This is a genomic window from bacterium (assembly GCA_009926305.1).
Lineage (GTDB): Bacteria > Bdellovibrionota_C > UBA2361 > UBA2361 > RFPC01 > RFPC01.
In genome coordinates this window covers 1-23,993 of sequence record RFPC01000043.1, presented here as the reverse complement: position 1 = coordinate 23,993, position 23,993 = coordinate 1, and the positions used below count along the sequence as shown (strand labels likewise).

Genomic DNA, 23,993 nt, shown 5'->3' with positions numbered 1-23,993 from the left:
CTTACGCTTAGTAGCCTTCTTAGCAGTAGCTTTCTTAGCAGTCGACTTTTTAGCAGTCTTACGCTTAGCAGCTTTCTTTGCTGCAGGCTTACGCTTAGCAGCTTTCTTTGCTGCTGGCTTGCGCTTAGCAGCTGTTCGTTTCTTCGAAGGGCTTGACTTCTTCGAAGCAGCACGTTTCTTAGTCGCCATTTTTGGTTTCTCCACAATGTGCGAGCCTAGGCTCGCTCCCTTTAACCATTCTGATACCTTTCGAGGAGTGTGATTTTCATGAAAGTTCTTTTTTGGTCTCTGCAGCGAACTGGATTTACCCCAGTCTACTGTAGTCAGTTTCCGATCTTCAAAGAACTATCAACTCACCTTTCCCTTCTCAATTTCGTTTATCGCTTACCGACTTTACCAATTGATTCGGTCTCTACTTTGGTCAGGTCAATGGTTAACTTTTTTTCTACCCCTTTTCCGTTTCACCCCAAAGAGCGATCCGGAATCTTTACTGGGTAGTTAGTAACGTAATTAAGGAACTGATCCTTAACATCGCATGGGATACACCCAGCGCGAGGTTACCTTGCCATCCTAATGCGAGTTTGGCAAGTCTCTAATTTGATGTTGCTTTTGGTAAAAAGTTTTCAGAGAAGCGAAAAGCGGTCTGGCTAATCAATTTCAAACGCCCAACGGCCCTCACGGATCACCTGAAAGCAAGATCCATCATCGAGTATCGCATCGACACTCGTGTGTTCATCACTCACCATGATATCGGTGTGTACTGAACTTGAATTACAACCAACTGCGTTCCATTGCTCTTCGGTAGATTCGTTCGGTAGCTCAAGACAAAAACGGTATGCTGAGCCTATAGCGATGTGACACGCCGCATTCTCATCCAGAAGAATCTCTTCATATACCCTGCCAGCTTTGAATATCGGAGAATCAACGGAGACGAGTGCCACCTCTCCTAGTCGTCTCGCACCAGGATCGCTGTTAATATATGCTTCAAAGGTGCTGCCGCCTGATTCTGCAGAAAAGTCTGTTATTTCACCCGATTGTATGGTCATTGAGAGCCCTCTGATGAGCACTCCATTCACAAAAAACGGTCGTGTCGCCTGCACTTTTCCGCTACACCTTCTCCAGTCGGGAGTCGTAAAGCACTCTTCAGTTGGAAGATTCGGCTCAAAAGCAGCGCCGCGACTACTGATGCTCGTTCCACCCTGAAACTTAGCGTGTTCACTTAATCCGATGTGAAGATCTGTGCCCTCTGACTGAAAGTGAAGCTCTTTCATGCGGAGGTTTGTGAGGTGCTTCGCTCTTGCGTGTAGCTCGAGGTCGTGTCGTCGCCACTTCTCCAGGTGGTCTCCAGCACCGACCCTGCAGAATGCAAACAGGTCTTCCCAAAGAGCAATGTAGGCATCTTCAATTGAGAACTCTGGATAAATACGATGAGCCCATTGAGGAGTAGCGCCCGCAACGACATTCCAGTGTACTTTCGATTGATTTATCCCCTCTTCATAGAACCGCTTCCGAGCCTCATAGCCAGATTTTCGAACGATGTTTACTTTTGCAGGATCCGCCCCATCCATGACCAGTGGAAACTCTGGCCCCACAACTCGGACGTTGGCTACCTCTTGGTCTATCAGGTAATCATATTTGTTCGTGACGTACGGCGGCACATAGCCCAGATTCTCATTAGAGCTGCAATCAATGCGCTGGCGTGAAAAACGAGTATCTACTATTTCTACTTGGACGAATAAGGCCCCCTTTTCGTAACTTGCCTCTGAAATGGCCAGTAAAAGCTCTCTGTGAGGAACTTCGCCTGTAACGTGCACTATCTGCCCTTTTTGTACGTTGAGCCCGTGCACTACTACAAGTTCTGCGTAATCACGAATCTTCTCATCAAATGACCTCATAGCGCTCCTCTTGGTTCTTTCACCCTTTGGATCACTTTACTCGGTAGTAACGGTGCAAAAAATGGTAAAATTGCAAATTGCGAGTTGGATTTTTTCAAAATTTGGATATCGAGACGAGTATTATGGTCTGATTCGAGTCCGACTTCTGAGAGGATCACAAGACAATCGGGTTTTGAGCCTTCTATTTCTTGAGGTTGATTGAACTCTTCGTGTCCGCGATAGCGTCTCGGCTCCGGTCTTATCAGTCAAACGTGCCACTATCTGCATGGTTCCAACGTTGCGCGGAGCCACTCTTCCCCGTACACGGATGGTATATCCCGTTGGGAACTCTCCGAGGACACACTCTATGAGGCTAGAACGATTTTTCAAAATTGCTGATATTGTGACATTGTCGCCTCCGTCTGAGCGAACTCGAGCACGATAACGTCCGTCGTAGAGTAGTCTTTTCGCTTCCGGATTTGTGCCTCGTAGTGAAACGCGCGGCAATTCTAATACAGGCTCTGGTGTAGGATATACGTCAGGCGGTAGCGCGCCTCCCCCACCACTTCCGGGAGATGGGTCAATTGGCGGCACATCTCCATCCTCTTCGCCGTCGTCTATGGGTACTACCACAAGAGACATGGCTGAGGCGGCATTGATTCGACCTCCAGTAGAGACCTGATAGAGGGAATCCATAGTATCAACAGAACTAAGAATAGCGGTTGAGAGCTGGTCGAGGGAAAGTCCTGGGTTGGCAGCTAGGAGAAGAGCTGCCAAGCCCGCTACATGTGGGGCTGCCATAGAGGTTCCGCTGTAATATGCGTATCCTCCTGCAGGGACAGTACTTAAAATATTACTTCCTGGGGCAGCGACATCAACGCTATTACTTCCATAGTTTGAAAACCATGTCAGGTTATCTGAGCTATCAGTTGCAGCGACTGTGATGAGACCATCAAGATCAAAGTTAGCAGGATAAGTTGGATAAACGTCATTATTCGAGCCATTATTCCCCGCAGCGGCTACAAAGAGGATTCCATCCTGCCCAGCTACTTGAATCGCATCTCGTAATGCTGGATCAAAACTTGGTCCTCCGAATGAGGCATTTATTACTCTGGCGCCATTTTCAGACGCGTAGTTGATTGCTCGAATGATATCGAAGGTATTGCCAAGGCCAGTTGCTCCCATGAATTTCAAGCCCATGAGGGCAACGTCCCAATTAACCCCTGTTACTCCTCGATTATTATTTCCAACGCCACCAAGGGTCCCAGCGCAGTGAGTTCCATGTCCATGATCGTCATATGGATCCGAGTCTTCATTATAGAAGTCATAACCGTACACGTCATCTATATATCCATTTCCGTCGTCATCGAGTCCATTGCCTGCTATTTCTCCAAGATTCGTCCATATGTTAGAGGTAAGGTCGGGATGGGTGTAGTCAATTCCTGTATCGAGTATTGCTACTATGATATTGGATGAACCGGTCGTTACTTCCCATGCCGCAGGCGCTTCAATTTGCGGCATGGCATATAATGATGAGAAATCAGTGTCGTTAGGGAGCGCCCCGGTCGTGTAAACAAAGTTTGGCTGACACCGTAGAGTGCTATCACCAATAATACTCAAGATGCTCGAACAGTCTGAGAGCGCTAATGAAGCGTTGTATTCTACAGCCACTGCTGCTGACGAGAGAGCGCTACTGCTGTTGGCTATGTTGACCAGTGTCGGCGATGTTGCAGCATAAGACCGAGACTCGGAGGACGCGTGGGGGTTCCATACGATATATTCGTTCTGAACTACTTTTTCAGATGATGCGTCCAGAGGCGCTTGTGCATGCGCGATTCCAGCTCCAGTGAGTAAAAGGCATGCTAATAAGAATCGAAGAGAAATCCCCGATGAATCCCTACTTTGCACCGCTCGTTGTTTCATCAATGCCCGATACCTGTCATTGAGGATGAATGAAGGGTGACCCCCGGCCAGCACTCAGCTTTCCCCCTTTACCTCGTTAAGGGCTGTCGTATCGCTTTGGTGCTGAGTAAAGGCCCTGAGGCTAAAAAAATTTTGGAACGGTGAATTGGTAGATTGTCTCAGATTTACGAGGAGTGGCGGCTAATATGCGTTCGTACCTACAGTTCCTAAAATATTTCCCGTTATGAGTGGCTTAATGAGAGAACACGCTTCGTTCAAGGGTGCCAGTTTTTAGGAATCGGGCGATATTTCGCGCTTTAAGCATGGGACCGTCCAGTCGTTCAGCTGTTCTGACCCGAACTTCGAACTGACCACTTTGCATGGGTAGCGCAACAACCTCATAGGAAATATCCATTGACGTTTGGTTCCCAGGCGCTGGGTTGTGGGAAAGATGAAAGCCTTTAGTCGTCGGTCGAGCAATAATCGTCTGAGCAGTCGATGTATTCAGGTATTGAGTCCCCAGAAGATAGAGGCGTCTCCAAACCGTCAATTGGTCAGCACTTTCGATGATAAATTGGGTTGGATGAGCACTCACTTCCTCAAGAATTACTTCTTCTCGACTTAAGCGCTCATATTGGAAGGTGTTCGTGGCACTAGAACAGCCACTGAGGAAAAAAGAGGACAAGAGAAAAAACGAAGACATGAGGAAAAGCGAACATGCGAGAACAGACGAGCAGAGTGTGTATGCGTACGAGATTTGTCTCCGCTCATGAGGCAGTCTGGAAATTCCTGCGGTTGATAGTTCTTGGTTCTTCTTATCTTGTCCGCGGAGTTTTACTGGCATAAGCACTCTTGATTTATGAGCCATATATTCTGCAGTCAAGTGTATGCGCCGGAAAGGAAGCTTACAACAGGAAAGTAAGCTTCTCGGATTCTCCGGGCAAAGTGGATCCCGACAAGAAGTCTCTATCAACAAAGGCCTGACCACGCCACCGAACGAAATAGCACCGAACGAAATAGCACCGAACGAAATAGCACCGAACTAAAGAGAGTACATGAAAACAGAATCTTGAGGCTTTTCGCTCCAGCCATCTTCGCTCGAGAGCTCGTTCCCGCAGGCACAGATACGCCATGTGTACGGGATATTTCCCCGCCTCTTATCCAAAAGAGCTGCCACATCCACAGGTGCGATTGGCATTTGGATTCTCAAACTTAAATCCCGTTCCGTTGAGACCTGATACAAAATCAATAACGGTGCCTTTCAACAGACCCGCACTTACTGAATCCACTACAACAGAAACGTCGCCGAATGAGATCTCTATGTCGCCCATCCGCTGCTCTTTTTCAAAGTCGAGGTTATATTGATATCCAGAGCATCCGCCCCCAACTACTGAAACACGAAGAGAGTCTCCTGCTTCCCCTTCAGCTGCGATTGCCTCCTTAACCGCCTTTACCGCGGCCTCAGTGAGATGGATTGGACGCTCGTCAGATGCGCTAAATTCTCCTACAGGGGCAGAATTCTCAGGTGTGGTGCTGTCTGTGCTAGATTCCATTATTTGTTCTCCAAGGTTCTTTCAGGCTGGGTTCTAGAAGTTGCTCTTCGCCCTCAATCCTAAGTATACCCTAAATTTACGTATAAAACACTTGCTCTCTATATCAAATATAAGATTGAGTACACGATTGTTCAAGGTTCAACGACTGCTTTTTCCACCTGAAAGCGAAAAAATAACCCCTGAAGCCATATAAACCTCGTCCAGCTCGGAGGCCAGCAGGGTGCTGCAACGTGAGAATGACGTGCGTTCATTCGTGTCCTCTGTTGATGCTAAGCTTTGGTTCTTAAGAAGCGAACCTCATTAGGAGGACAGGTAGACTTTCATCACATCTCTGAGCAACGCTACGGCCTCTTCTCTTGGGCGCTGGAAGGCATTTCTTCCCATAATACTTCCGAACGCACCTCCGGCATTCAATTGCTGAATTTCTTCCAACACAGCCTCTGTTGCTTTGCTCTCTCCTCCCGAAAAGATCACGATTCTCTTTCCGTTAAAACAACTTTGCACCACATGTCGTATCCGTTCCTCAAGGGTTGCGATCGGTATATTGGCCTGCTCATAGGCCTTCTTTGCGGCAGAGAGTTCAATAAAGTCAGTTGGGGGCTTCACTTTTATGATATGAGCTCCCAGTTGCGCGGCAATGTGCGCCGCGTAGGCAATTACATCAATACCTGTTTCACCTTCCGAAGACAGGCTTTCCCCTCTAGCATAAGACCATATCACCACTGGTAGTCCATGACTTCTCGCCTCTTCTCCAAGCTCACGAATTTCTTGATACATCTCTTTCTTGAACGATGAGCCTGGATAGATAGTAAAACCGATGGCTGATGCACCCACCTGTAGCGCATCACGGATTGAACAGGTTACGGCTGGAACAGGATTGCGAGTTTTGTACAGGGAATCATTGTTATTCATCTTAACGATAACTGGTATCCGTCCAGCATAGTCGGCGTGTGAAGCAGCAATTTGACCGTATGGTGCGGCATAGGCGTTACAACCTGACTCTATGGCAAGTTCAAAGTGGTAATCAGGATCGTATCCTGCAGGATTTGGTGCGAATGAACGGGCTGGACCGTGTTCAAAGCCCTGATCCACTGGAAGCACAACAAGCTTCCCAGTGCCGGCGAGTGTTCCCGTATTCAGCATCAAGGCCAAGTTTTTGAGTACACCAGTGTTCTCTCCTGTGTAGAATCCGAGAATCTCGCGAACCCGCCCATTTATCTTGTGTTCCATTAAGCCTCCCTGTCCCTATGTTATCCCACGATCACCACTAAATTTTGATATCCCGTTTCTTGAGATAAATCAACGGTGTAGAGATCTGTACACTCAACGGGAGACTATTGCAAACACTGTTTGTTGCCAGCTGGGCAGTTCCCACAGTTGAAAGAAAACAGTGGTGCTATGGAGTTTTCGCTAGGATACACTCTTTCTGATGGTACTTACCTCGGCGCTTTCTATGCAGAGACCGTTGATGGAAGAAACACCTGAGAGAACGAGTACTTCGGATTCTCTGTATCGACGAATCTGTAGGGTGTTCAGGGGCTGGCTTCGGTCAGCTCTGATGACCAGCTAGGACTCAGACGAGAGTCTTGGCTTGAAATCGGGCTTGGTAGGAAAAACTGCCAGGCCCGTTTTTTTATCTCGACCTAAGCGAAGTTTGTGTTGTTCACAGCGACTTTTGCCTCCCAGCATCTCCCGTATCTTACTCATTCTCTTAAGGATTCGCAGCATTTCGATTTTGTTTCGATTTTGCTTAGGTTTTGGGGGGAGGCGTCCGATTTTCTCTTAGCGCAACAGAATTCTTAGCTGAATGGCAATTCATGAGATTTATTTTTAGGAAATTTAGAGATCTCAGAGTATCCCTGAAGATTAGCGGGCTACTGGTTGCTGTGGTACTTCTATCCTTAGCTTTCACGGCGTATTCAATTTTCCGCAATATTGAAGTTAAAGTCGAGGTCATGCTAGGCCAGCGTCTTGAGCATATTGTTCGAACTGGCGCAATGATGATTCCTGGGGAAGAACATGAGAGGGTTTTTGAGGCTTTTCTGCATTCAGAGGAGGACCCTGTAGGAGCCGTATTAGCGACGAAGGAGTTCGAGTCGATCAGAGAGACCCTTCGAGCAATTCAATCCAAGAACGAACTGCATGAAGATATATATACCCTGATAAGACCGGAGTGGTCGCCAGAGCACATGATATTTCTCGTAATGACCCCTGAGGAACATTACGTCGGTAATGGAATGGCCATACATCCGAAGGTTAGGGAAGTCTTTGATACGGGAAAACCAGCCCATACAAAACTTTACACAGATGCCGAAGGGATCTGGGTCTCAGCGTTTGCTCCAATTAAGAGGAAAGATGGAACAACAGTGGCTGTAGTTGAAGTTGACTACGGTGCCGCAGGAGAAATTGCACAAGCGAAGTACGAACTCGCTCGGAATATTGCTATTCCAGCTCTTGTTGCTCTAGCCCTCTCTATTCTCATTGGAGCTATATCTGGAAAACAACTCGCTTCCCCCATTAAACGACTGGCGAGTGTGGCGGAAGAGGTCTCTGGAGGTAATCTCGATACGAGCATTACGTATGATTCGCGCGATGAAATTGGGCTTTTAGCAACTACTTTCAATAAAATGATCAGTGATCTCAGGGAAAGTCGAGATGCTTTAGAAGAGTACAATAGAAATCTTGAGGCGTTGGTTGCAGAGAGGACTGAGGAATTAAGTAATGCTAATAAGACCATCAATGCAATGTTGGATAGCTTAGGTCAAGGATTTCTGGTTTTTGATGGCACTGGTGAAGTGTCACCGATATGTTCAAAGGCAGCGTCTAGACTCTTGGAGGGAAGTCCTGCAACGAGAAAGATATGGGATGTTCTGAAACACGATGAGCAGACACTTTCTGACTGGTGTCAGTTTCTATTTGATGAGCCACTTCCCTTTGAAAGTGTTAAGAGTGCAGGGCCTACACAATTCGAACATTCTGAAGGATTGAAAATTGATATTGATTATCATCCTGTGCGTAATGACGATGGCAAGGTGACTAATGTAGTTGTTGTTACAACTGACAGAACTCAGGAATACTTAGCGCACCAAGAAGCTGAGAAGAACCGGCTCTATTCAGAAATGATTACAAAAATTGTAAAATCAAAAAACCAATTCCTCAGCTTCACCAATGATGCTCATTCTATGATTGCAGAGATGCAACGAATAATGACTCTTTCTGACTATACCTCTGAGCTCAAAGCTATCTTGCGCTATGCGCATACTATTAAAGGTGGTGCAGCAGCATTTTCTATTCAAGAAGTGCGAGACGAAGCCCATCATTTTGAGGACAAATTAAATGAGTTAAGTCAGGAAGGAGACACCACCTTATTAGATTCAAAGGATCTTGTCTCACAAGAACTGGGTAAGCTCGCTAATGCCTTTGACGGCTTTATTGATGAGGCCCGACTCATCATAGGAAAAGCCATCGATGACGGTCAGATGAGAGAGATACCGCTGACTCAGCTCGTAGAATTCTCTAAAGAGATACATCAACATCATGGCGCAGAAGCTCTTTTGCCAGAATTCAATCGCCGCTTTATTGCCGTTCCAATTCAGACTTGTTTTGAACATTTTGATAATATCATTGAGGAAGTTGCCGGACGACAAGGCAAGCAAGTCAGTTCTCTTCAATATACCGGTGGAGACTTAAGAGTTCTGAGCGATCCTTACAGTGACCTCTTTGCATCCATGGTGCATGCATTCCGAAATGCGATTGATCACGGCATTGAGACTCCTGATATTCGACAAATGTTTGGCAAGCCAGAGTCTGGTACTATTGAAATTACTTTTGACGTCTCTTCAGATAAGAATGGAGATTGGTTAAATATTACTGTTTCTGATGATGGTGGTGGGATTGATGCTGATAAGTTGCGGAAGCTTCTTCTTGATAAAGGGGTTGCTTCTGCTGCGGATGAGAGTGATGAGGAGATCATCCAGCATGTCTTTGATAGTGGTGTTTCAACAAAAGACCAGGTTTCTGATATCTCTGGACGGGGTGTGGGGATGGATGCGATACGATTTGCGGCAGAGAGCTTAGGAGGAACTGCTCGAGTTTCCACAGAGGTAACGGTTGGTAGCAAACTGTTTGTAACGGTTCCCTTTTTAGAGGAGATTGCACCTGTTTCCAGTGGAGAAACGTCGGATACTCAGGTTGCAACGAGCCAAATATAGGATTTCCCCGATTTTCTTACTTTCTTGTCTTTCTTTCCAACCACTTTTGGTATCTGCAACAAAAGCGAAGAATGCACTTGTAATTACAAGAACATAGGCAACTCATTATTATTATCCTCGCCTATTCTCTGCCCATTTAAGCTCATGTATTCGTCTTCAGATGCCGATATATAGCATATGAAGGGCCTCTATTATCTCAACTATTCCATCAAACATCGATTCGGTCGACATTGGCTGGCTGCTCCCCTTTTCTTTCTCTTTATTGTGGTCCTCTTTGGAGGTTTGCCAGCGAAGAGCGAGGAAAATTCTCTTACATATGTTCCAGTAGGTTCCCAAGATAATAAGTCACTCCATTTGATAGTTCCTAATAAATTTCGCAGTAGCGCGGTTGTTATGAGCGGAAAAATTGACGAAGAGTTCAAATTTCTTACGGACATTCTTGAGATAGATGAGAATTTCAAGACGCAGATAAGACTCATGGAAGCCTCTACTTTCTATGAACGTATGCAGGTCCCTACATGGACGAATGCAATTTACCTCAAGTCTCGAATTATTATTCCAATAGCTTCGGCAAGTGCTGTTAGTTCTCAAGAACTTCAGAGGGCGATACGGCACGAACTCGTGCACGCGATTATCGATCATCAAACTTCCGGAACTTGTCCTGGTTGGTTAGATGAAGGATTGGCTCAACTACTTGAGGGTCCTGAGCACCCTGTCCTTAAAAGAGCGCTAAGAAAGTGGATTATAGAAGAAGGTGTTATTCCTTTTGAGTTGCTTCAGAATGGGTTTACAAAACTACCGCGAGCGATGGTTCCAGCAGCGTATGCACAAAGTCTTTATGCAACGAAGTTCCTCCTATCGCATGAGTCTCCAGAGGTACTTAGAGCATTTTTTGATGATTTAAGGGATAATGTGCCCTTTAGTCTGGCGTTTGAGGAAAGATTTGATGTTTCCTTCGAGCATTTTGAATTGCTTCTCAGTCGACAATTGGAACAACTTGCACTTGAGAGAAGTGAGGAGGGAGCCAATGCAATATGGCGCTTAACATATCAGGATCTCAAAGGAGGCAACGTCTCTATCCAGCCGAAAAAAGCAAGTATCTCGGCTCAAGCAGTCAGTTGGAAGAATAATTAGTTATCACGGAGGTCTTTTTCCACTGATTGCAGGAATCCATCGATTGATTTCTCTAGGAGAGCAAGCAGTCTTAATGCTTCTTCAAAATCTTCAAGTATAGCAATTTTCTCTATTTGTCTCGCGTATTCATGAGCCCTTATTGCACTAAGATTTCCCAGGGCACTTTTGAGCGCATGTGCTGATTCAACTAAACGTTCAGAGCTTTTAGCATGAACAGCCTCAGTAACGTTTCTTATCGCCTCGGGCATGCCAGCAAGAAATACATCGACCAACTCTCTTAAAAACGAGACATCTCCACCTACTCGTTCAAGAGCTTCTGCCGAGTTGAAAAATGGCAGTTCGGTGCCATGATCGCTCATGATTGATCTCTTAATAGTTCTCGGGCAATAACGACTCTCTGTATTTGGCTGGTACCCTCATATATCTGAAGGAGTTTTGCATCACGCATAAGCTTTTCCACTGGATAATCCTTTGTATAGCCATAGCCCCCAAAAATCTGGACTGCATTAGTAGTCGCCTCCATGCACATATCAGCGGCGAATCGCTTAGCCATACTGGATTGTAGAGGAGAACGCTCTCCAGCATCGACAAGTTCGGCTGAACGCCAGGTTAAGAGCCTTGCAGCGTCTATATTTGTAGCCATATCTGCAAGCATGAATTGAATGCCCTGAAAGTTGGCAATTGGCTGACTGAATTGAGAGCGCTCTTTCGCATAGCTTCGAGCGTGCTCGAATGCAGCTCTGGCTACTCCAACAGCTAAAATAGCAGTCATCGGACGACTGACATCGAGAGTATGCATCGCTATGGCAAAGCCCTTTCCTTCTTCTCCAATTAAGTTGTTTTTAGGGACTCTCGCATTTTCAAACGTTACACTTACGGTATTCGAGCACCGTTGCCCCATTTTATTTTCATGGGCACCACACGAGACCCCCGGTGTATCCGCAGGTACGACGATACAAGATATCCCTTTATGACGTTTTTCTTTGTCATGTGTAGCAAACACCGTGTATTGAGAAGCTTCTCCACCATTCGTAATCCACTGCTTTTGACCGTTCAGAACATAAGAATCTCCATCACTCGTGATAGCTGTGCTCAATCCAGAAGCATCGGATCCAGCTCCGGGTTCACTAAGACAGAATGAAGCGAACTTTTGCTCGGAAATGAGCTTACCGATGAACAGGTCTTTTTGTTCAGGTGTCCCATATAAGCTGATGGGAGTCAGGGCAAGGTCATTCGCTACGAGGGATGTTGCAACTCCAGCGCATCCAGCAGAGATCTCCTCCAGTATCAAGCAGGTATTGAAGAGATTCAGACCCGTTCCCCCAAGAGACTCGTCAAGCGTGAGGTTCATTAGCCCTAGAGACTGCGCCTTTTTCAAGATGTCTCGCGGAAACTGTGCAGACTCGTCCAGAGCTGCGGCGTGTGGTGTGATCTCACCCGTGGTAAACTTCTTTGCTTCATCACGGAGGGCTTGTTGTTCTTCATTCAGTCTGTCCATTGCAATTTCCTATGGTTTTTTAACAGGGCGACTCTTTACTCTTTATAGGATGACATCCCGAGGGCGGATTACTCATATTATCCGGTAAAAATGACTTTGGCGTAACAGATTTTGATCTCTCATTATTTTAGAAAGCCGAGAGAGGGCAAACTCCTAGGCGGGGGCATCTTCATAGGCACTATCACATGGGGATTTCTCGGATGCGGTTCAAACTGAGGCCACTCCCCGATAGAATCTCTCGGTTATGGAGCACCAAGACCACAAGTCATCCCGGTAACTCACTCAGATGAAAACTCAGGACACGCTCGAAAAGAGCGGGTAGAGAAGTTACGAAACTGCTCGAGATACAGCTATTACCTAACTGGCGTTTGTTGCAGAGTGGCGTACCACGTCCTTTTCAAGAGACTGTGCGAGTCCAGCCTTCACCGCCCCTCCGAGTGACTTTGAGAGCTCCTCGGTAGCGTTATTCAATGCTGTTTCAATTTCCGTTGAGTTTGCTCGGAACTGGGGAGCTAGAATCTCGATTGCACCGACGACCGTGTTCCCAGTTCCTTTCACGATCTGAGAGAATGCGCAGACCTCGGCTTCGATGCCTCCTTTATCAACTGTTTTACCCGTTTTGCGGAGTTCCGAGAGTTGAGTCCTGATAGCAGCATCTTGAGAAGTGTTTGTCGCCAGAAGCTCATCCAACACGGTGTCGGTAAGCTGAGCAGTCAACAAACGTCCAACCGCGCTTGCTTTAGCACTTGTTGAAGTCGCGATACGACCGCCGACGCGCACTGGCTTTTTGGGCTCAAACGATATGGGATATTGTACCTGACCGTTTTGTAACACTGCTAGACTAGCCGTTTCGCCCGTGATTTCGGACAACTTCTTTAAAATTGGAGTAGCTCTTTGAACGACATTACTCTGAATGAGATATGCTTGACCAAGCTCGAGGACTTTAACCCCTAATCGGTAATCTTCGGTTGCTGGATTCTGGTCAACGTAACCACGTAACTCCAGAGTTGCCAGTAAGCGGAAAACATTGTTTTTGTGAAGCTTGAGACGCTTAGAGAGTTCGGTTACTCCAATTTCACCACGAGCATTGGCGAGTTCCTCAAGAACATCAATTGCATGTGAAACCGATTGGATCATGTAATTAGCTTTTTCTCTCTTCATATTTGCTCCCAACTCAGAGATATTGTGAGGCGCCAAAGAACCACCCCTATCGCTGCCCTTTCATACTAACACGTTATCTGTTTCACCTGGTTTAACTCATTCCCTTTCTCGCAATGGAGTTGCGGCAATGAGAACCCTTTTTACTTGCAGTAAAACCCCGACTTAAACCGTTTCAAACTGCCTCTCACCACGCAAGAGAAAAAAAACCTTCCCGCTAAGTTTTTTCTGACGTTTCCTTCTCCATGACCACGGGAAAAAGGAATAATCTAGTGGTTACAGGAGGTTGCGCCTCTGGCGTCCTTGGACTGCTAGTGCGCTAATTTTCTTCCAAATTCTCCTTCACCCACGAAGGTAACCTGGGTTGTTGCTCTTACAGGGGTGCCCCCCCCCTTCCATTCGACAACCTGAGTACCCCCATCCATACATACCTCAATTTTTTCGCCTAGTCCTTTGAAGCTTCGTGCAGCACTTGCGATTGCTACTGACCCCGTGCCACTTGAGGAAGATAGGCCTACTCCACGTTCGTAAATCCTTGCATGGATACGGCTTCCAGTATCGATAGTGCAGGCAGAAACATTTACCCCTTCTGGGAAGAGAGTAACATCTTTCTGTAAGTGTTGCGCGACTGCGGTCAAAGATTCAGGGGATAGGAGTTCAGGAACAAAGAGAACGCAGTGTGGATTGCCGACATCAACAACGACATATTCATACTGTTCATCAAGAATTTTGAGACGGCCGCTCGAGGATTCTCCCGTAAAAGGAATGCTATCAGGATCAAAAGATGGTGGTTGAACGAGCATTGATACCGTTTGGTCCTCAAAGCTCTCTATTTGGATACTTAATCGGGTATTATCCATCAGCATGTCGTATGGCGCGCTACGCAGTGGAAGGTCCCCGAGTTTAACCGCCATCCAAACGAGGCATCGAGCTCCGTTTCCACATAATCCGACGCGTGAGCCATCGGCATTGAAGCCCTCAACCAAAATATCAATACCTTTTGAGCAGCCATCTGTTGTGAACATAAGCAAATTATCTGCACGGGATGCTGACGGTCCAGTAAGAATCATACGCCTTACCTGCTCTGGGGTGGGGAGCGTTGCCTTAGAGGTCATCATGACGGCGCTATTGCCGCAGGCGTGGAGCTTCCAGAATTTTCCAGAGAGAACGCTATCCGATTCAGGTTCAAGTATGGAGCAGTCGCTCATGTTTACTCCCTTTGAAACATACCAGTGTATAGGTGTCTAGAAAGCATTCACGAACTCAATTATGGCAGCGTTCGAGACGGGAATGCTAGTGCATAGGGTCTGTCAAATATATCAGAGTCGAGCAGTGTGATTTCACTTTCGGTGCCAGAGAAACGCACGCGTACGTAGTGCTCTACCTTTCCCGGGATATCCCCCTTGGTCATCGGGACTATTGAATAGAGGTAAGATTCTCCTCTTACGACACTGCCATCAAAGAAATCATACTGTATGAGTTCTGGATTTATCTTCTCTTTTCTCAGGGGGGTCTTATTAGAGCGAGCCTTCGATCGTCTTGCTACGAAATCGGCAATGGCTTTGTCGTTGACGGTCCCGACCGATATAGAGTTTTTAATGGGATCTTTCCGAAATTGCGGTATGTCACGGAGGTCCGTTCTTCGAATATCGAAATATTGAAGGTCTTCAAGAGGTTTTCCCTGTAAATTCTTTTCCGGGGAACGCCATTGAAGAGTAACGCCATCGGCTTGTGAAGTGGTCGAGATATTAAGCACGGCAGCTGGTGCAAATCGTTCGGGGGGTTGTGGTGGACCGTAGTGCCCACACCCGAGTAAGGAAAAAGATATCACCGGAAGCATCATATAGAAAATTAGAGTTTTCAGATTCATACTACATTTCCCCCAGTTTGTGTCCGTGCTGCTCCCTCAACACTGCGCTCCCTCATCAACACTGCGCTCCCTCATCAACACTGCGCTCCCTCATCAACACTGCGCTTCCTCTAGGGAAACGTCTTGTGAGCATTTAAGCGATTTACTCGACGAATCCACGTAAGCGCTTACTCCGACTCGGATGCCGTAGCTTTCTCAGGGCTTTTGCCTCAATTTGTCGGATGCGCTCACGAGTCACATCAAAGTTTTGTCCTACCTCTTCAAGAGTATGATCACTTTTCTCGCCTATACCGAACCGCATACGAAGCACCTTTTCCTCTCGTGGTGTCAGCGTTGCAAGAACTCTTCGTGTTTGTTCGTGGAGATTCATATTCACAACAGCATTTGCCGGAGAGACAGCCCGCTTATCCTCTATGAAATCTCCAAGATGTGAGTCTTCCTCTTCTCCTATTGGTGTCTCAAGAGAAATCGGCTCCTTGGCGATCTTCAGGACCTTTCTCACTTTGTCGACCGGGATTTCCATTCGCTGCGCAATTTCTTCTGGAGTCGGTTCTCGCCCCAATTCTTGAACGAGAGAACGCGAGGTTCGTACGAGCTTATTGATTGTTTCAATCATGTGTACGGGAATTCGGATGATACGAGCCTGATCTGCGATGGCTCGCGTTATTGCTTGACGAATCCACCAAGTCGCATAGGTAGAGAACTTGTACCCTCGCTGATACTCAAATTTATCTACGGCCTTCATTAGGCCGATATTGCCCTCTTGGATGAGGTCAAGAAACTGGAGGCCTCTATTCGTATATTTCTTTGCTATGGAAACGACGAGTCTCAGGTTCGCCTCTACGAGTTCTTGTTTGGCGATATATGCTCGTTCGTCCGCGTCCTTCAACGTTCGAACTCGGAGCTTGAACTCGCTCGGCTCCATAAGCATTCGCTCGCTGAGCTTCATCCGCTTTTCATCGAGCACGTTCATCTTTTCGCCAAGCACCCGTGCCTCTTGTGCCTTGAGCTTAAACCTTCTGCATACCCGTTTAAAGGCGAGTTGATCTTCCGATGTGAGTTCCTTCACGCCATCAAAGAGCTCTTCACTGTCTCTTTCTACCGATGATGCGAGGGACTCAACTTCCCTGTCGAATCGAAGATACTCGGTGTGAAGCTCTTTGATCTGTTGCGCCATGGCAGCGTACTGCTTGGCACTTAAATTCAGATTTTGTATTCGGGTAGAATTTCTTTCAAGTTGCCGTTGGTACTTCTTTTCTGCATCTGCAAACGTCTTTCCTCCTTTTTTTCGAGCTTTCACGAGTGCTTCGTACAACACTTCCGTATCCTTAAGCGCTTTCTTAAAGGGAGGAGCTTTTTTTACGAACTCTTTACGTTGCCTTTCTTCCTCTTCATCGAGAGCACTTTTTTTCTCTTCTGCAGTTTGATCACCAGAGCCGTCTTCTGACTGGTCGGTCTCGTCATCAGCATCTTCTTCTGGTTCTTCAGTATCCTCTTCTACAAACAGATCTCTGAGCCGAACTTCTTCATCTTTCACCCGTTGAAAAAGCTCTACAGTATAAAAGAGTGCATACGGTTGACTGAGGGTTTCAGAAAGGGCTGAAAGTTGACCTTCTTCAATGCGCTTAGCAATCTCGACTTCACCTTCTCGCGTCAGCAGGCTTACATTCCCCATTTCGCGAAGGTACATCCGAACTGGATCGGCACCCTTTCCGAGGTTATACTCATCTCCTTCAGAGGCATAGCGAGCTGGAACGCCGTCTTCAGGTCTCCTCAGGAGCGGCTCATCCCCGCCTCGTTTCCGCTTCTTTCGACGTTCATATTCTTCATCTTCCTCGTCGTCGTCATCTTCCTCGTCGTCCTCATCCTCTTGTTCTTCTTCCTCATCGGACTCCTGATCATCCTGATCGAGGTCTTCTTCCTCCTCCTCTGCGTCTCTTTCCTCTTCTACATCACTGTCGTCTAGCTCTAAATCTTCATCTGCGAACTCTCCCTCATCGTCAAAGAATTCTCCTTCATCGAGATCCTCGGCTTCATCCAGTGCTAAGTTGTCCTCTGTTTTCTGATTGCGAGACGCAGTCGTCTTTTTTGCTGACCGCGTTGATCCTGTCTTCGAGCTATTTCTTGTCTTCTTATCTTTCGAGCTCGCTGTTTTATTACTCTTCTTGAGAGAAGATGTCTTTTTCACTGCAGTTTGTTTCTTTGCTGTAGTTTTTTTCTTTGCTGTAGTTTTTTTCTTTGCCGCGGTTTTTTTTGATGTCGCATTGGCGCGAGTGCTCTTTGTCTTTACGGAGGTCGCTGGCTTTTTTGTGGTAGTTTTCTTTTTGGAAGTTGCTTTTTTTGTGCTAGTTGTTTTTTTTACCGAAGCACGCTTCTTCGAGACTTTTTTCTTCAAAGGCCTTTTTCTGGTTGCCACTCGTGCTACTCCTTTAAAAGTTTGTCGTAAATGAACTTAAAACCTGCCGACAACCTTCCGTGGAATGATAGGGACTCGCATCCTTCATTCCCGAAATCGAACACAACCCCTTCGTTGCGAGCTGGATAATCGCCAGCTGACTCATCGCCAGCCAATTCTTTTGCTAGCTCATATTTGCTTGTATAGAACTCCACTGGACGGTTCCCTAATTTACAAACTGGAGGGTCTATGAGAGTCACGACATGTGCAGCTGGAGCTCTCTATTTAATCCCTGTGTCTCGAACCGTGCCTGCATAAGGTGCCAAAAATGGGAGAACGGAACAAGGTAGCGGCAAGAAAAAATCAGGAATTTTGGTGATTTGTCATGATTTTTCGGCGAAACTGCTTTTTGAGCTTCTCGTCTCCCATTGAACCTACTCAAGAGAAGCCTCCTTAGCCTTTGAGGGGCGCTTAAATGCCTTTTGCGGCAGCCTCTTCCCTGAGATTCCTCAGCTTTCTTTGGAGATCCAGCCGCGCCTGAAGTAGGTATTCCCTCTGGGACTCCCCTTCTGGCTCTCTGAGAGATGCATCAAGGAGATCAATTGAGGAGAGGACTTTCTCCTCACGGAGTCGCAGGATGGACTCAGATAACATCTTAGAGCAGTCGACTTCTGGCTCCTCTGCTATTTGATAGCTTTCCTTCCAAAATTCTATCCATTGAGGACCAAAGCCGAGCAGAAACTCTTTAAGGTGTAATTTTTGTTCCTTTTCAGTGCCTTGCCGATGTTCAAGTACGGTTCGGAATGACTCACAGAATAGAATGAGTCCTTGTGGGAGGTTGCCGTATATATCGGGAAGCTGATCGAGATGTTGCAGTGCTTCTTCTTTGAGCACCATGACAGAGCGTAAGAGTAGCTTATGAGAATGTGAGAGAGTTTGAGGTTGTATTTCAGTGCCAGATGAATCACTTATTCTGTTACTAGGAGAGGCAGGAGTTTCCACCAAGCGCGAATCTCCTTGTCCCTCTAGTGATGATAGGTGGTATTCAGACCCCTTGACCTTCATGCTGTTCAGTAACTCTTTTATGAGAGCTGTCTCCGTATTCAGAAGGTAGGCCGTTTTTTTCAGATATTCATCGAGTTCAATAGGATTCCGTGTTGATGACAGAACCTCGCCTACCTTTTGAGCGACTTGGGCTTTTTGTCTGGGACTGAGAGATGACCTCTCTTTCGCACCTACAGAGCGACATTGAAAGTCGATGAAACATTCGAAGAGAGGCACTTTAGGGGCTGCAGAGAGGCTCTCGGATAAGTGTTCCTTATGCAGACGAGCAAATGAATCAGGGTCCTCACCCTCTGGGAGGAAAATAGCATCAGCTTCTACTCCGCTATTAAGAAAGCTCGGAAAGGCTTTCGATGCAGCGTCTCGGCCAGCGCTATCACCGTCGAAGATCACGGATACTTTATTTACGCTGCGTTTTAAAACGTCAACATGTCCATCGGTTAAGGCGGTTCCACAAGTTGCAACCACTTCCTGCACCCCGTGCTGAAACATGGAGATTACGTCGAAATACCCCTCTACAATAAAGATCTCTCGTTTATAACGAGCTGCGGCCATGGCGTGAGGCAGCCCATACAAGACTCGACTCTTACGATAGATTGGTGTTTCTGGGGAGTTGAGATACTTAGGAGTGCCATCGCCATCGAATTGCGGAAGTATTCGACCACCAAACCCGATAAGAGACCGATCGAGCCCCTCAATTGGAAAGACGAGCCGTCCCCTCAAGGCATCATAAAGCTCGCCTCTGGAGTTTCTTTTCACAAGACCTGATTGAAGCATGAGTTCTTCGGGAGCTCCTTTACTTCTTAAGAAATTGGTTAAGAGACTCCACTCCTTTGGGGCATACGCGAGCTGAAAGAGAGCTCTTTGTTCACCTCCAACTCCTCTTTCATCAAGATAAGCTTTGAGGGGTTGTTGTTCGTTTTGGGTAAGGAAAAAATGAAGGGCCAGCTTATTTATTTTTTTTAACTTATCACGAGTTCTATTGCTATTGTTTCCTTTCTTGGCTTCTGTTCTCGTTATTGTGATGCCATATTTCTGAGCTATGAGCTCCACTGCCTCTGGGAATGTCACTCCAAGGACTTTCATTACGAAGCCGAAGACGTTTCCAGATGCCCCGCAGCCAAAGCAGTGATAAAACTTTCCTCCATCTCGAACGTGAAATGAGCCAGTTTTCTCTTGGTGAAATGGGCAGATGGCAAAGAGACGTGCGCCCTGTTGTTTTACTCCTTGGAGCTCTTGCGAGAAGTCGATAATCGAGGCCCTGTCGAGCACTTCATCAATGGTTTCTTGACTAATCATGTCATTGTATCTGCTCAACCGCTATAGCGACACCCTGGCCACCCCCAACGCATAGCGCTGCAATACCGAGAGGCGCCTTTACATCTTCCATGGCGGATAAAAGTGTAACCAGAATTCGTGCGCCACTTGCTCCAATCGGATGTCCCAAGGCAATTGCCCCACCCCGAATATTAACGAGAGATTCATCAACTTCTAGCGCTCTTGAGACTGCGATTGCTTGGGCTGCAAAAGCCTCATTTAACTCGAATAACCCAATATCGGATAGTTTCAGAGAGCACTTTTTCAAAAGACTCTCTACAGCATTCACAGGTCCTAATCCCATAATTCTCGGCTCTATTCCACTTGAAGAAATACCTCGAATTCGGAACCGAGGTGCTAGCCCAAGTGATTCCCCCACTGTTCTGTTACCGAGCACAACAAATGCAGCGCCATCATTTATTCCTGAGGCAGACCCCGCGGTGACACTTCCATTTTTTGTAAATGCTGGTTTCAGTGCTGTTAAGCTCTCTCTTGTTATGTCGGATCTTGGATGTTCATCTTCTTGAAATGTCATCTGAGACTTACCTCTATGAAAGATTTCAATAGGGGCAATCTCTTTTGCAAATTGTCCATCGGCAATTGCTGCCGCCGTCTTTTTTTGACTCGAGAAGGCGTAGTCGTCTTGCATTTCACGAGAAATGCTCATTTCCTCAGCAAGATTCTCTGCTGTGATGCCCATATGACATCCTTCAAAGTGGTCAGTCAGTCCGTCGTTCAACAGGAGGTCAACAATATTGGGGGCTCCAAGCTTAGTTCCCCAGCGAGAGCCATGGACAGCATGGGCTGCGAGGCTCATGTTCTCCACACCCCCACACAAAATGGCTGCGTGTTCACCGAGCGTAATACCCTGATAGCCAAGGCAAACAGATTTTAGGCCTGAACCGCATACCTTGTTTACTGTGTACGCTGGAACGGTAACAGGAAGTCCAGATTTAATTCCAACCTGTCTTCCAATGTTCATTCCATGGCCTGCTCCAAGAACATTTCCAACAATAACTTCTCCAACCAAGTCTTTTACTGTGTCGATATCACCACACCGGTCTAGCGCGGCAGATGCAATGTGGGCACCGAGTTCCCCAGGAGGCATAGTGCTCAGAGATCCGCCAAATTTTCCTATAGCAGAACGGGCAGAAGAATATATGTAAACATCTTGCGACATAGATTTTCTCACATTTTCGACTCGATATGGGATGTGCTTCTATGCCAAGCGTTCGCGTCAATCTAGCTACGTTCTTCGCTGGCTTGCATATCCTCTGAAATATCGACTCTTATAGCCATTACTTCGAATTCTTTTTCTCCCCCGGGTAGCCGTACCTTGGCGATATCTCCTTCGCCCTTTCCAATTAATGCACGGCCGATCGGAGATGCGATGGAAATATGACCCTTGGTGACATCCGATTCATCTTCTCCCACTAACGTGTAGGTTTTCTCTTCACCGGAGTTTACCTCTTCAAGGTCTACTGTAACCCCAAAAACTACTTTATCAGGTTCGTCTAATCGAGTGGGATCGATCACTTCAGCATTAGCGAGTTTTACCTCTAAGTCTCGAATTTTTGCCTCAGTGATTCCTGAACGCTCTTTTGCCGCATCATAATCGCCATTCTCGGATAGATCTCCATGCCCACGAGCGATTTCAATTGCTTCAGCAAGTTGGGGACGCATTGCCTTGAGTTTCTGTAGTTCGGTTCGCAGCTTGGCGTAGCCGTTCGGTGTCATTGGTCGTTTCATAGTACCTCTAGGGTATATCGGTCTGGAGAAAGATTAAAGCTTTATCATGACTGCTAACGTGAGAAAGTCTTGAAAAGTGACAGACGAAGCGAAGGAATCCCCTTACGAGCCTACGCAAAGACCCACCTGTGGGGCATCTGAGTCCTGCTGCTCCCGAGTTTCCTCCTGGTGAAGCTCCTGAAGCGATGAGACTGACGGGACAAATTCTGGTGAACCTGTATGCTGTGAAGCCATTTGCATCGTAGCAATTGATTCCACCGCTGCAAGCCCTGCGGCTGTTGTCGTGTAGAGCGGAACTCCTATTTCATTACTCATCAATCGAATTGATCGAGAATCAAGGAATGGCCCATGTCCTTCAGGAGTATTGATCACTAAGTCGATATCCTCGTTACCAATCATTTCAACGATATGAGGTGAACCCTCCCGGACTTTGTTTACGCGCTCAGCGAAAATATCATGTTTTTCTAGAAAGTGCGCAGTGCCTTGAGTGGCGACTAGACGAAAGCCACACGCTTTTAGTTTTTGTGCAATGGGAATGAGGGCGTTCTTATCACTTTCTCTAACACTGAGAAAGGCAGTTCCCTCCATCGGAAGATTAATACCAGCTGCACTTTGAGACTTCAAGAATGCCTCAGGGAACGTCTCTCCAATTCCCATTACTTCTCCTGTCGACTTCATTTCTGGCCCCAAGATGGTATCTACGCCTGGAAACTTCTTAAATGGAAAAACCGAAGCTTTAACTGACCAAAACTTTTTTGACTGTTTCCCTGCCTCGTAGAGCTCTAAGGCCTCTGGAAGCGACATTCCTGCCATAACTACTGCCGCAATTTTTGCCCATGGAATACCAGATGCCTTACTTACGAAGGGAACTGTCCGCGAGGCTCTTGGATTAACCTCAAGCACATATATTTCCTTTTCGGGAGAGACGGCGAACTGAATGTTCATGAGTCCTTGAACTCCGAGGGCTAAAGCAAGACTTTTGGCTTGCTCCTTCATGGTCTCAACAAGTTCTCTGCTTAGACTTTGTGGAGGGAGACAACAAGAGCTATCACCTGAGTGTATCCCAGCGCGCTCAATATGCTCCATCACGCCAGAGACTCTAACTTCTTTTCCGTCACATACCGCATCAAGGTCTACTTCTATCGCATCGTGAAGAAATCGGTCCAGCAATACTGGACGCTCTTCCGAGACAAAAACACTTTCGTGCATATATTCGTGAAGTTCTTCCTCTTGAAAAACAATTCTCATTGCCCGACCGCCGAGCACAAAGGATGGACGAATTACGAGTGGATAGCCAATTCTCTCAGCGTTTTCAACAGCCTCTGAAACAGAGGTAGCGAAGGCAAATTCAGTTTGAACAAGATTGAGCTTTTCAAGTATCCCAGCGAATTGCTCCCGATCTTCCGCGAGGTCAATTGAGGCAGGACTTGTCCCGAGGATTGGGATCCCAGCCATTTCTAATGCAGAGGCAAGTTTCAGGGGAGTTTGTCCACCAAATTGAACGATAACACCTTTTGGCTTCTCGAATTCACATATATTCAATACCGATTCTAGTGTCAGTGGTTCAAAATACAGACGAGTGCTCGTATCATAGTCAGTGCTTACTGTTTCCGGGTTACAGTTTATCATGACGGCATCGTAGCCTTGCTCGCGTAATGCAAGAACAGCATGTACACAACAATAGTCAAATTCTATTCCCTGCCCAATGCGATTCGGCCCAGACCCAAGGATGATGATACTTCCCTTTGACGAACGAGTTGCTTGGACACTTTTATTATTTTTTAGGACGGGGTGCTCAGGCTCGTAACTTCCATACATGTAAGGAGTATATGCCTCAAACTCTCCAGCGCAGGTATCAACCAGTGAGTATGTCGGAATAATGCCAAGTTCCTTCCTTCGTGTTCGAACGAGAGATTCATTCACCTCGATAATATCGGCAATTCGTTTGTCGCTCGTGCCTTCACACTTTAAATGGAGCATGTCATTATACGAGAGCAATGCTAGCGTCTGAGCACCACTCTCTTGGTTGGAACGAAATTGTGAAAGTTCCTTTTCCATTTGGACTATTGACTCAATTTGAGCGAGAAACCATCGATCAATTTTAGAAGATTGAAACAATTCCTCTCGCGATGCTCCTTTTCGATAGGCTTCTGCTACTGCCCACAGTCGCTCTGGACCGGGTGTCGCTACGAGTTCGATGAGTTCCGTTTTGCTCGATGAATGGAACCTCTTCGTTAAGTCAAACCAAGATGCCCCAGTCTCAAGTGAAC

Annotated in this window: 20 protein-coding genes; 3 read left to right on the top strand and 17 right to left on the bottom strand. The window is 46.7% G+C overall.

Going from position 1 to position 23,993, the window contains the following annotated elements; all coding sequences use genetic code 11:
* The coding region (locus EBR25_08260) for a histone H1 (protein ID NBW40980.1) at positions 1-189 on the bottom strand (189 nt) is incomplete at its 3' end.
* A 78-nt stretch (positions 190-267) separates the two neighbouring features.
* Between EBR25_08260 and EBR25_08255 the strand changes: the two genes are divergently transcribed.
* A complete protein-coding gene (locus tag EBR25_08255; GenBank protein ID NBW40979.1) occupies positions 268-498 on the top strand; it encodes a hypothetical protein in 231 nt (76 codons plus the stop codon).
* Positions 499-647: 149 nt separating this feature from the next.
* Here the strand turns inward: EBR25_08255 and EBR25_08250 are convergent, their stop codons facing one another.
* The 5 genes from EBR25_08250 to EBR25_08230 form a co-directional block, all read right to left on the bottom strand.
* Positions 648-1,895 carry an aminopeptidase gene (locus EBR25_08250; protein NBW40978.1) on the bottom strand — a complete coding sequence of 416 codons (1,248 nt, stop codon included), beginning with the start codon at positions 1,893-1,895 and terminating at the stop codon, positions 648-650.
* Between the two features lie 120 nt (positions 1,896-2,015).
* Positions 2,016-3,851 carry a hypothetical protein gene (locus EBR25_08245; GenBank protein ID NBW40977.1) on the bottom strand — a complete coding sequence of 612 codons (1,836 nt, stop codon included), beginning with the start codon at positions 3,849-3,851 and terminating at the stop codon, positions 2,016-2,018.
* 178 nt (positions 3,852-4,029) lie between these two features.
* Positions 4,030-4,620, bottom strand: a complete 591-nt coding sequence (locus tag EBR25_08240; protein NBW40976.1) for a hypothetical protein — start codon at positions 4,618-4,620, stop codon at positions 4,030-4,032.
* A gap of 313 nt (positions 4,621-4,933) precedes the next feature.
* On the bottom strand, positions 4,934-5,329 hold the full coding sequence (locus tag EBR25_08235) for an iron-sulfur cluster assembly accessory protein (protein NBW40975.1): 396 nt from the start codon (positions 5,327-5,329) through the stop codon (positions 4,934-4,936).
* A 300-nt stretch (positions 5,330-5,629) separates the two neighbouring features.
* Entirely contained in the window at positions 5,630-6,559 is a 930-nt protein-coding gene (locus EBR25_08230) for a class I fructose-bisphosphate aldolase (GenBank protein ID NBW40974.1), read from the bottom strand.
* Between the two features lie 587 nt (positions 6,560-7,146).
* On the opposite strand from EBR25_08230, the gene EBR25_08225 reads away from it, so the two are divergent.
* Entirely contained in the window at positions 7,147-9,540 is a 2,394-nt protein-coding gene (locus EBR25_08225; protein NBW40973.1) for a HAMP domain-containing protein, read from the top strand.
* 177 nt (positions 9,541-9,717) lie between these two features.
* The gene (locus tag EBR25_08220) at positions 9,718-10,674 is read left to right on the top strand and encodes a hypothetical protein (protein NBW40972.1); all 957 of its coding nucleotides are present in this window, start codon (positions 9,718-9,720) and stop codon (positions 10,672-10,674) included.
* Here the strand turns inward: EBR25_08220 and EBR25_08215 are convergent.
* The 11 genes from EBR25_08215 to EBR25_08165 form a co-directional block, all read right to left on the bottom strand.
* Positions 10,671-11,033, bottom strand: a complete 363-nt coding sequence (locus EBR25_08215; protein NBW40971.1) for an Hpt domain-containing protein — start codon at positions 11,031-11,033, stop codon at positions 10,671-10,673. The two genes, EBR25_08220 and EBR25_08215, sit on opposite strands and share 4 nt — an antisense overlap.
* Complete coding sequence (locus EBR25_08210) at positions 11,030-12,172, bottom strand: acyl-CoA dehydrogenase (protein ID NBW40970.1); 1,143 nt, start codon at positions 12,170-12,172, stop codon at positions 11,030-11,032. Before EBR25_08210 ends, EBR25_08215 begins: the two co-directional genes overlap by 4 nt.
* A gap of 357 nt (positions 12,173-12,529) precedes the next feature.
* Positions 12,530-13,369 carry an IclR family transcriptional regulator gene (locus EBR25_08205; protein ID NBW40969.1) on the bottom strand — a complete coding sequence of 280 codons (840 nt, stop codon included), beginning with the start codon at positions 13,367-13,369 and terminating at the stop codon, positions 12,530-12,532.
* 272 nt (positions 13,370-13,641) lie between these two features.
* The gene (dapF, locus tag EBR25_08200) at positions 13,642-14,538 is read right to left on the bottom strand and encodes a diaminopimelate epimerase (GenBank protein ID NBW40968.1); all 897 of its coding nucleotides are present in this window, start codon (positions 14,536-14,538) and stop codon (positions 13,642-13,644) included.
* Positions 14,539-14,597: 59 nt separating this feature from the next.
* Positions 14,598-15,200, bottom strand: coding sequence for a hypothetical protein (locus EBR25_08195; protein ID NBW40967.1), 603 nt, complete (start codon positions 15,198-15,200; stop codon positions 14,598-14,600).
* A 142-nt stretch (positions 15,201-15,342) separates the two neighbouring features.
* The gene (rpoD, locus tag EBR25_08190) at positions 15,343-17,388 is read right to left on the bottom strand and encodes an RNA polymerase sigma factor RpoD (GenBank protein NBW40966.1); all 2,046 of its coding nucleotides are present in this window, start codon (positions 17,386-17,388) and stop codon (positions 15,343-15,345) included.
* A gap of 233 nt (positions 17,389-17,621) precedes the next feature.
* Complete coding sequence (locus EBR25_08185) at positions 17,622-17,855, bottom strand: hypothetical protein (GenBank protein ID NBW40965.1); 234 nt, start codon at positions 17,853-17,855, stop codon at positions 17,622-17,624.
* 211 nt (positions 17,856-18,066) lie between these two features.
* Positions 18,067-19,956: a DNA primase gene (gene dnaG, locus EBR25_08180; GenBank protein NBW40964.1), complete on the bottom strand. Its 1,890-nt coding sequence runs from the start codon at positions 19,954-19,956 to the stop codon at positions 18,067-18,069.
* A 1-nt stretch (position 19,957) separates the two neighbouring features.
* The gene (locus EBR25_08175; protein ID NBW40963.1) at positions 19,958-21,154 is read right to left on the bottom strand and encodes an acetyl-CoA C-acyltransferase; all 1,197 of its coding nucleotides are present in this window, start codon (positions 21,152-21,154) and stop codon (positions 19,958-19,960) included.
* A gap of 62 nt (positions 21,155-21,216) precedes the next feature.
* Positions 21,217-21,723, bottom strand: a complete 507-nt coding sequence (gene greA / locus EBR25_08170) for a transcription elongation factor GreA (GenBank protein NBW40962.1) — start codon at positions 21,721-21,723, stop codon at positions 21,217-21,219.
* A gap of 102 nt (positions 21,724-21,825) precedes the next feature.
* The coding region (locus tag EBR25_08165) for a carbamoyl-phosphate synthase large subunit (protein NBW40961.1) at positions 21,826-23,993 on the bottom strand (2,168 nt) is incomplete at its 5' end.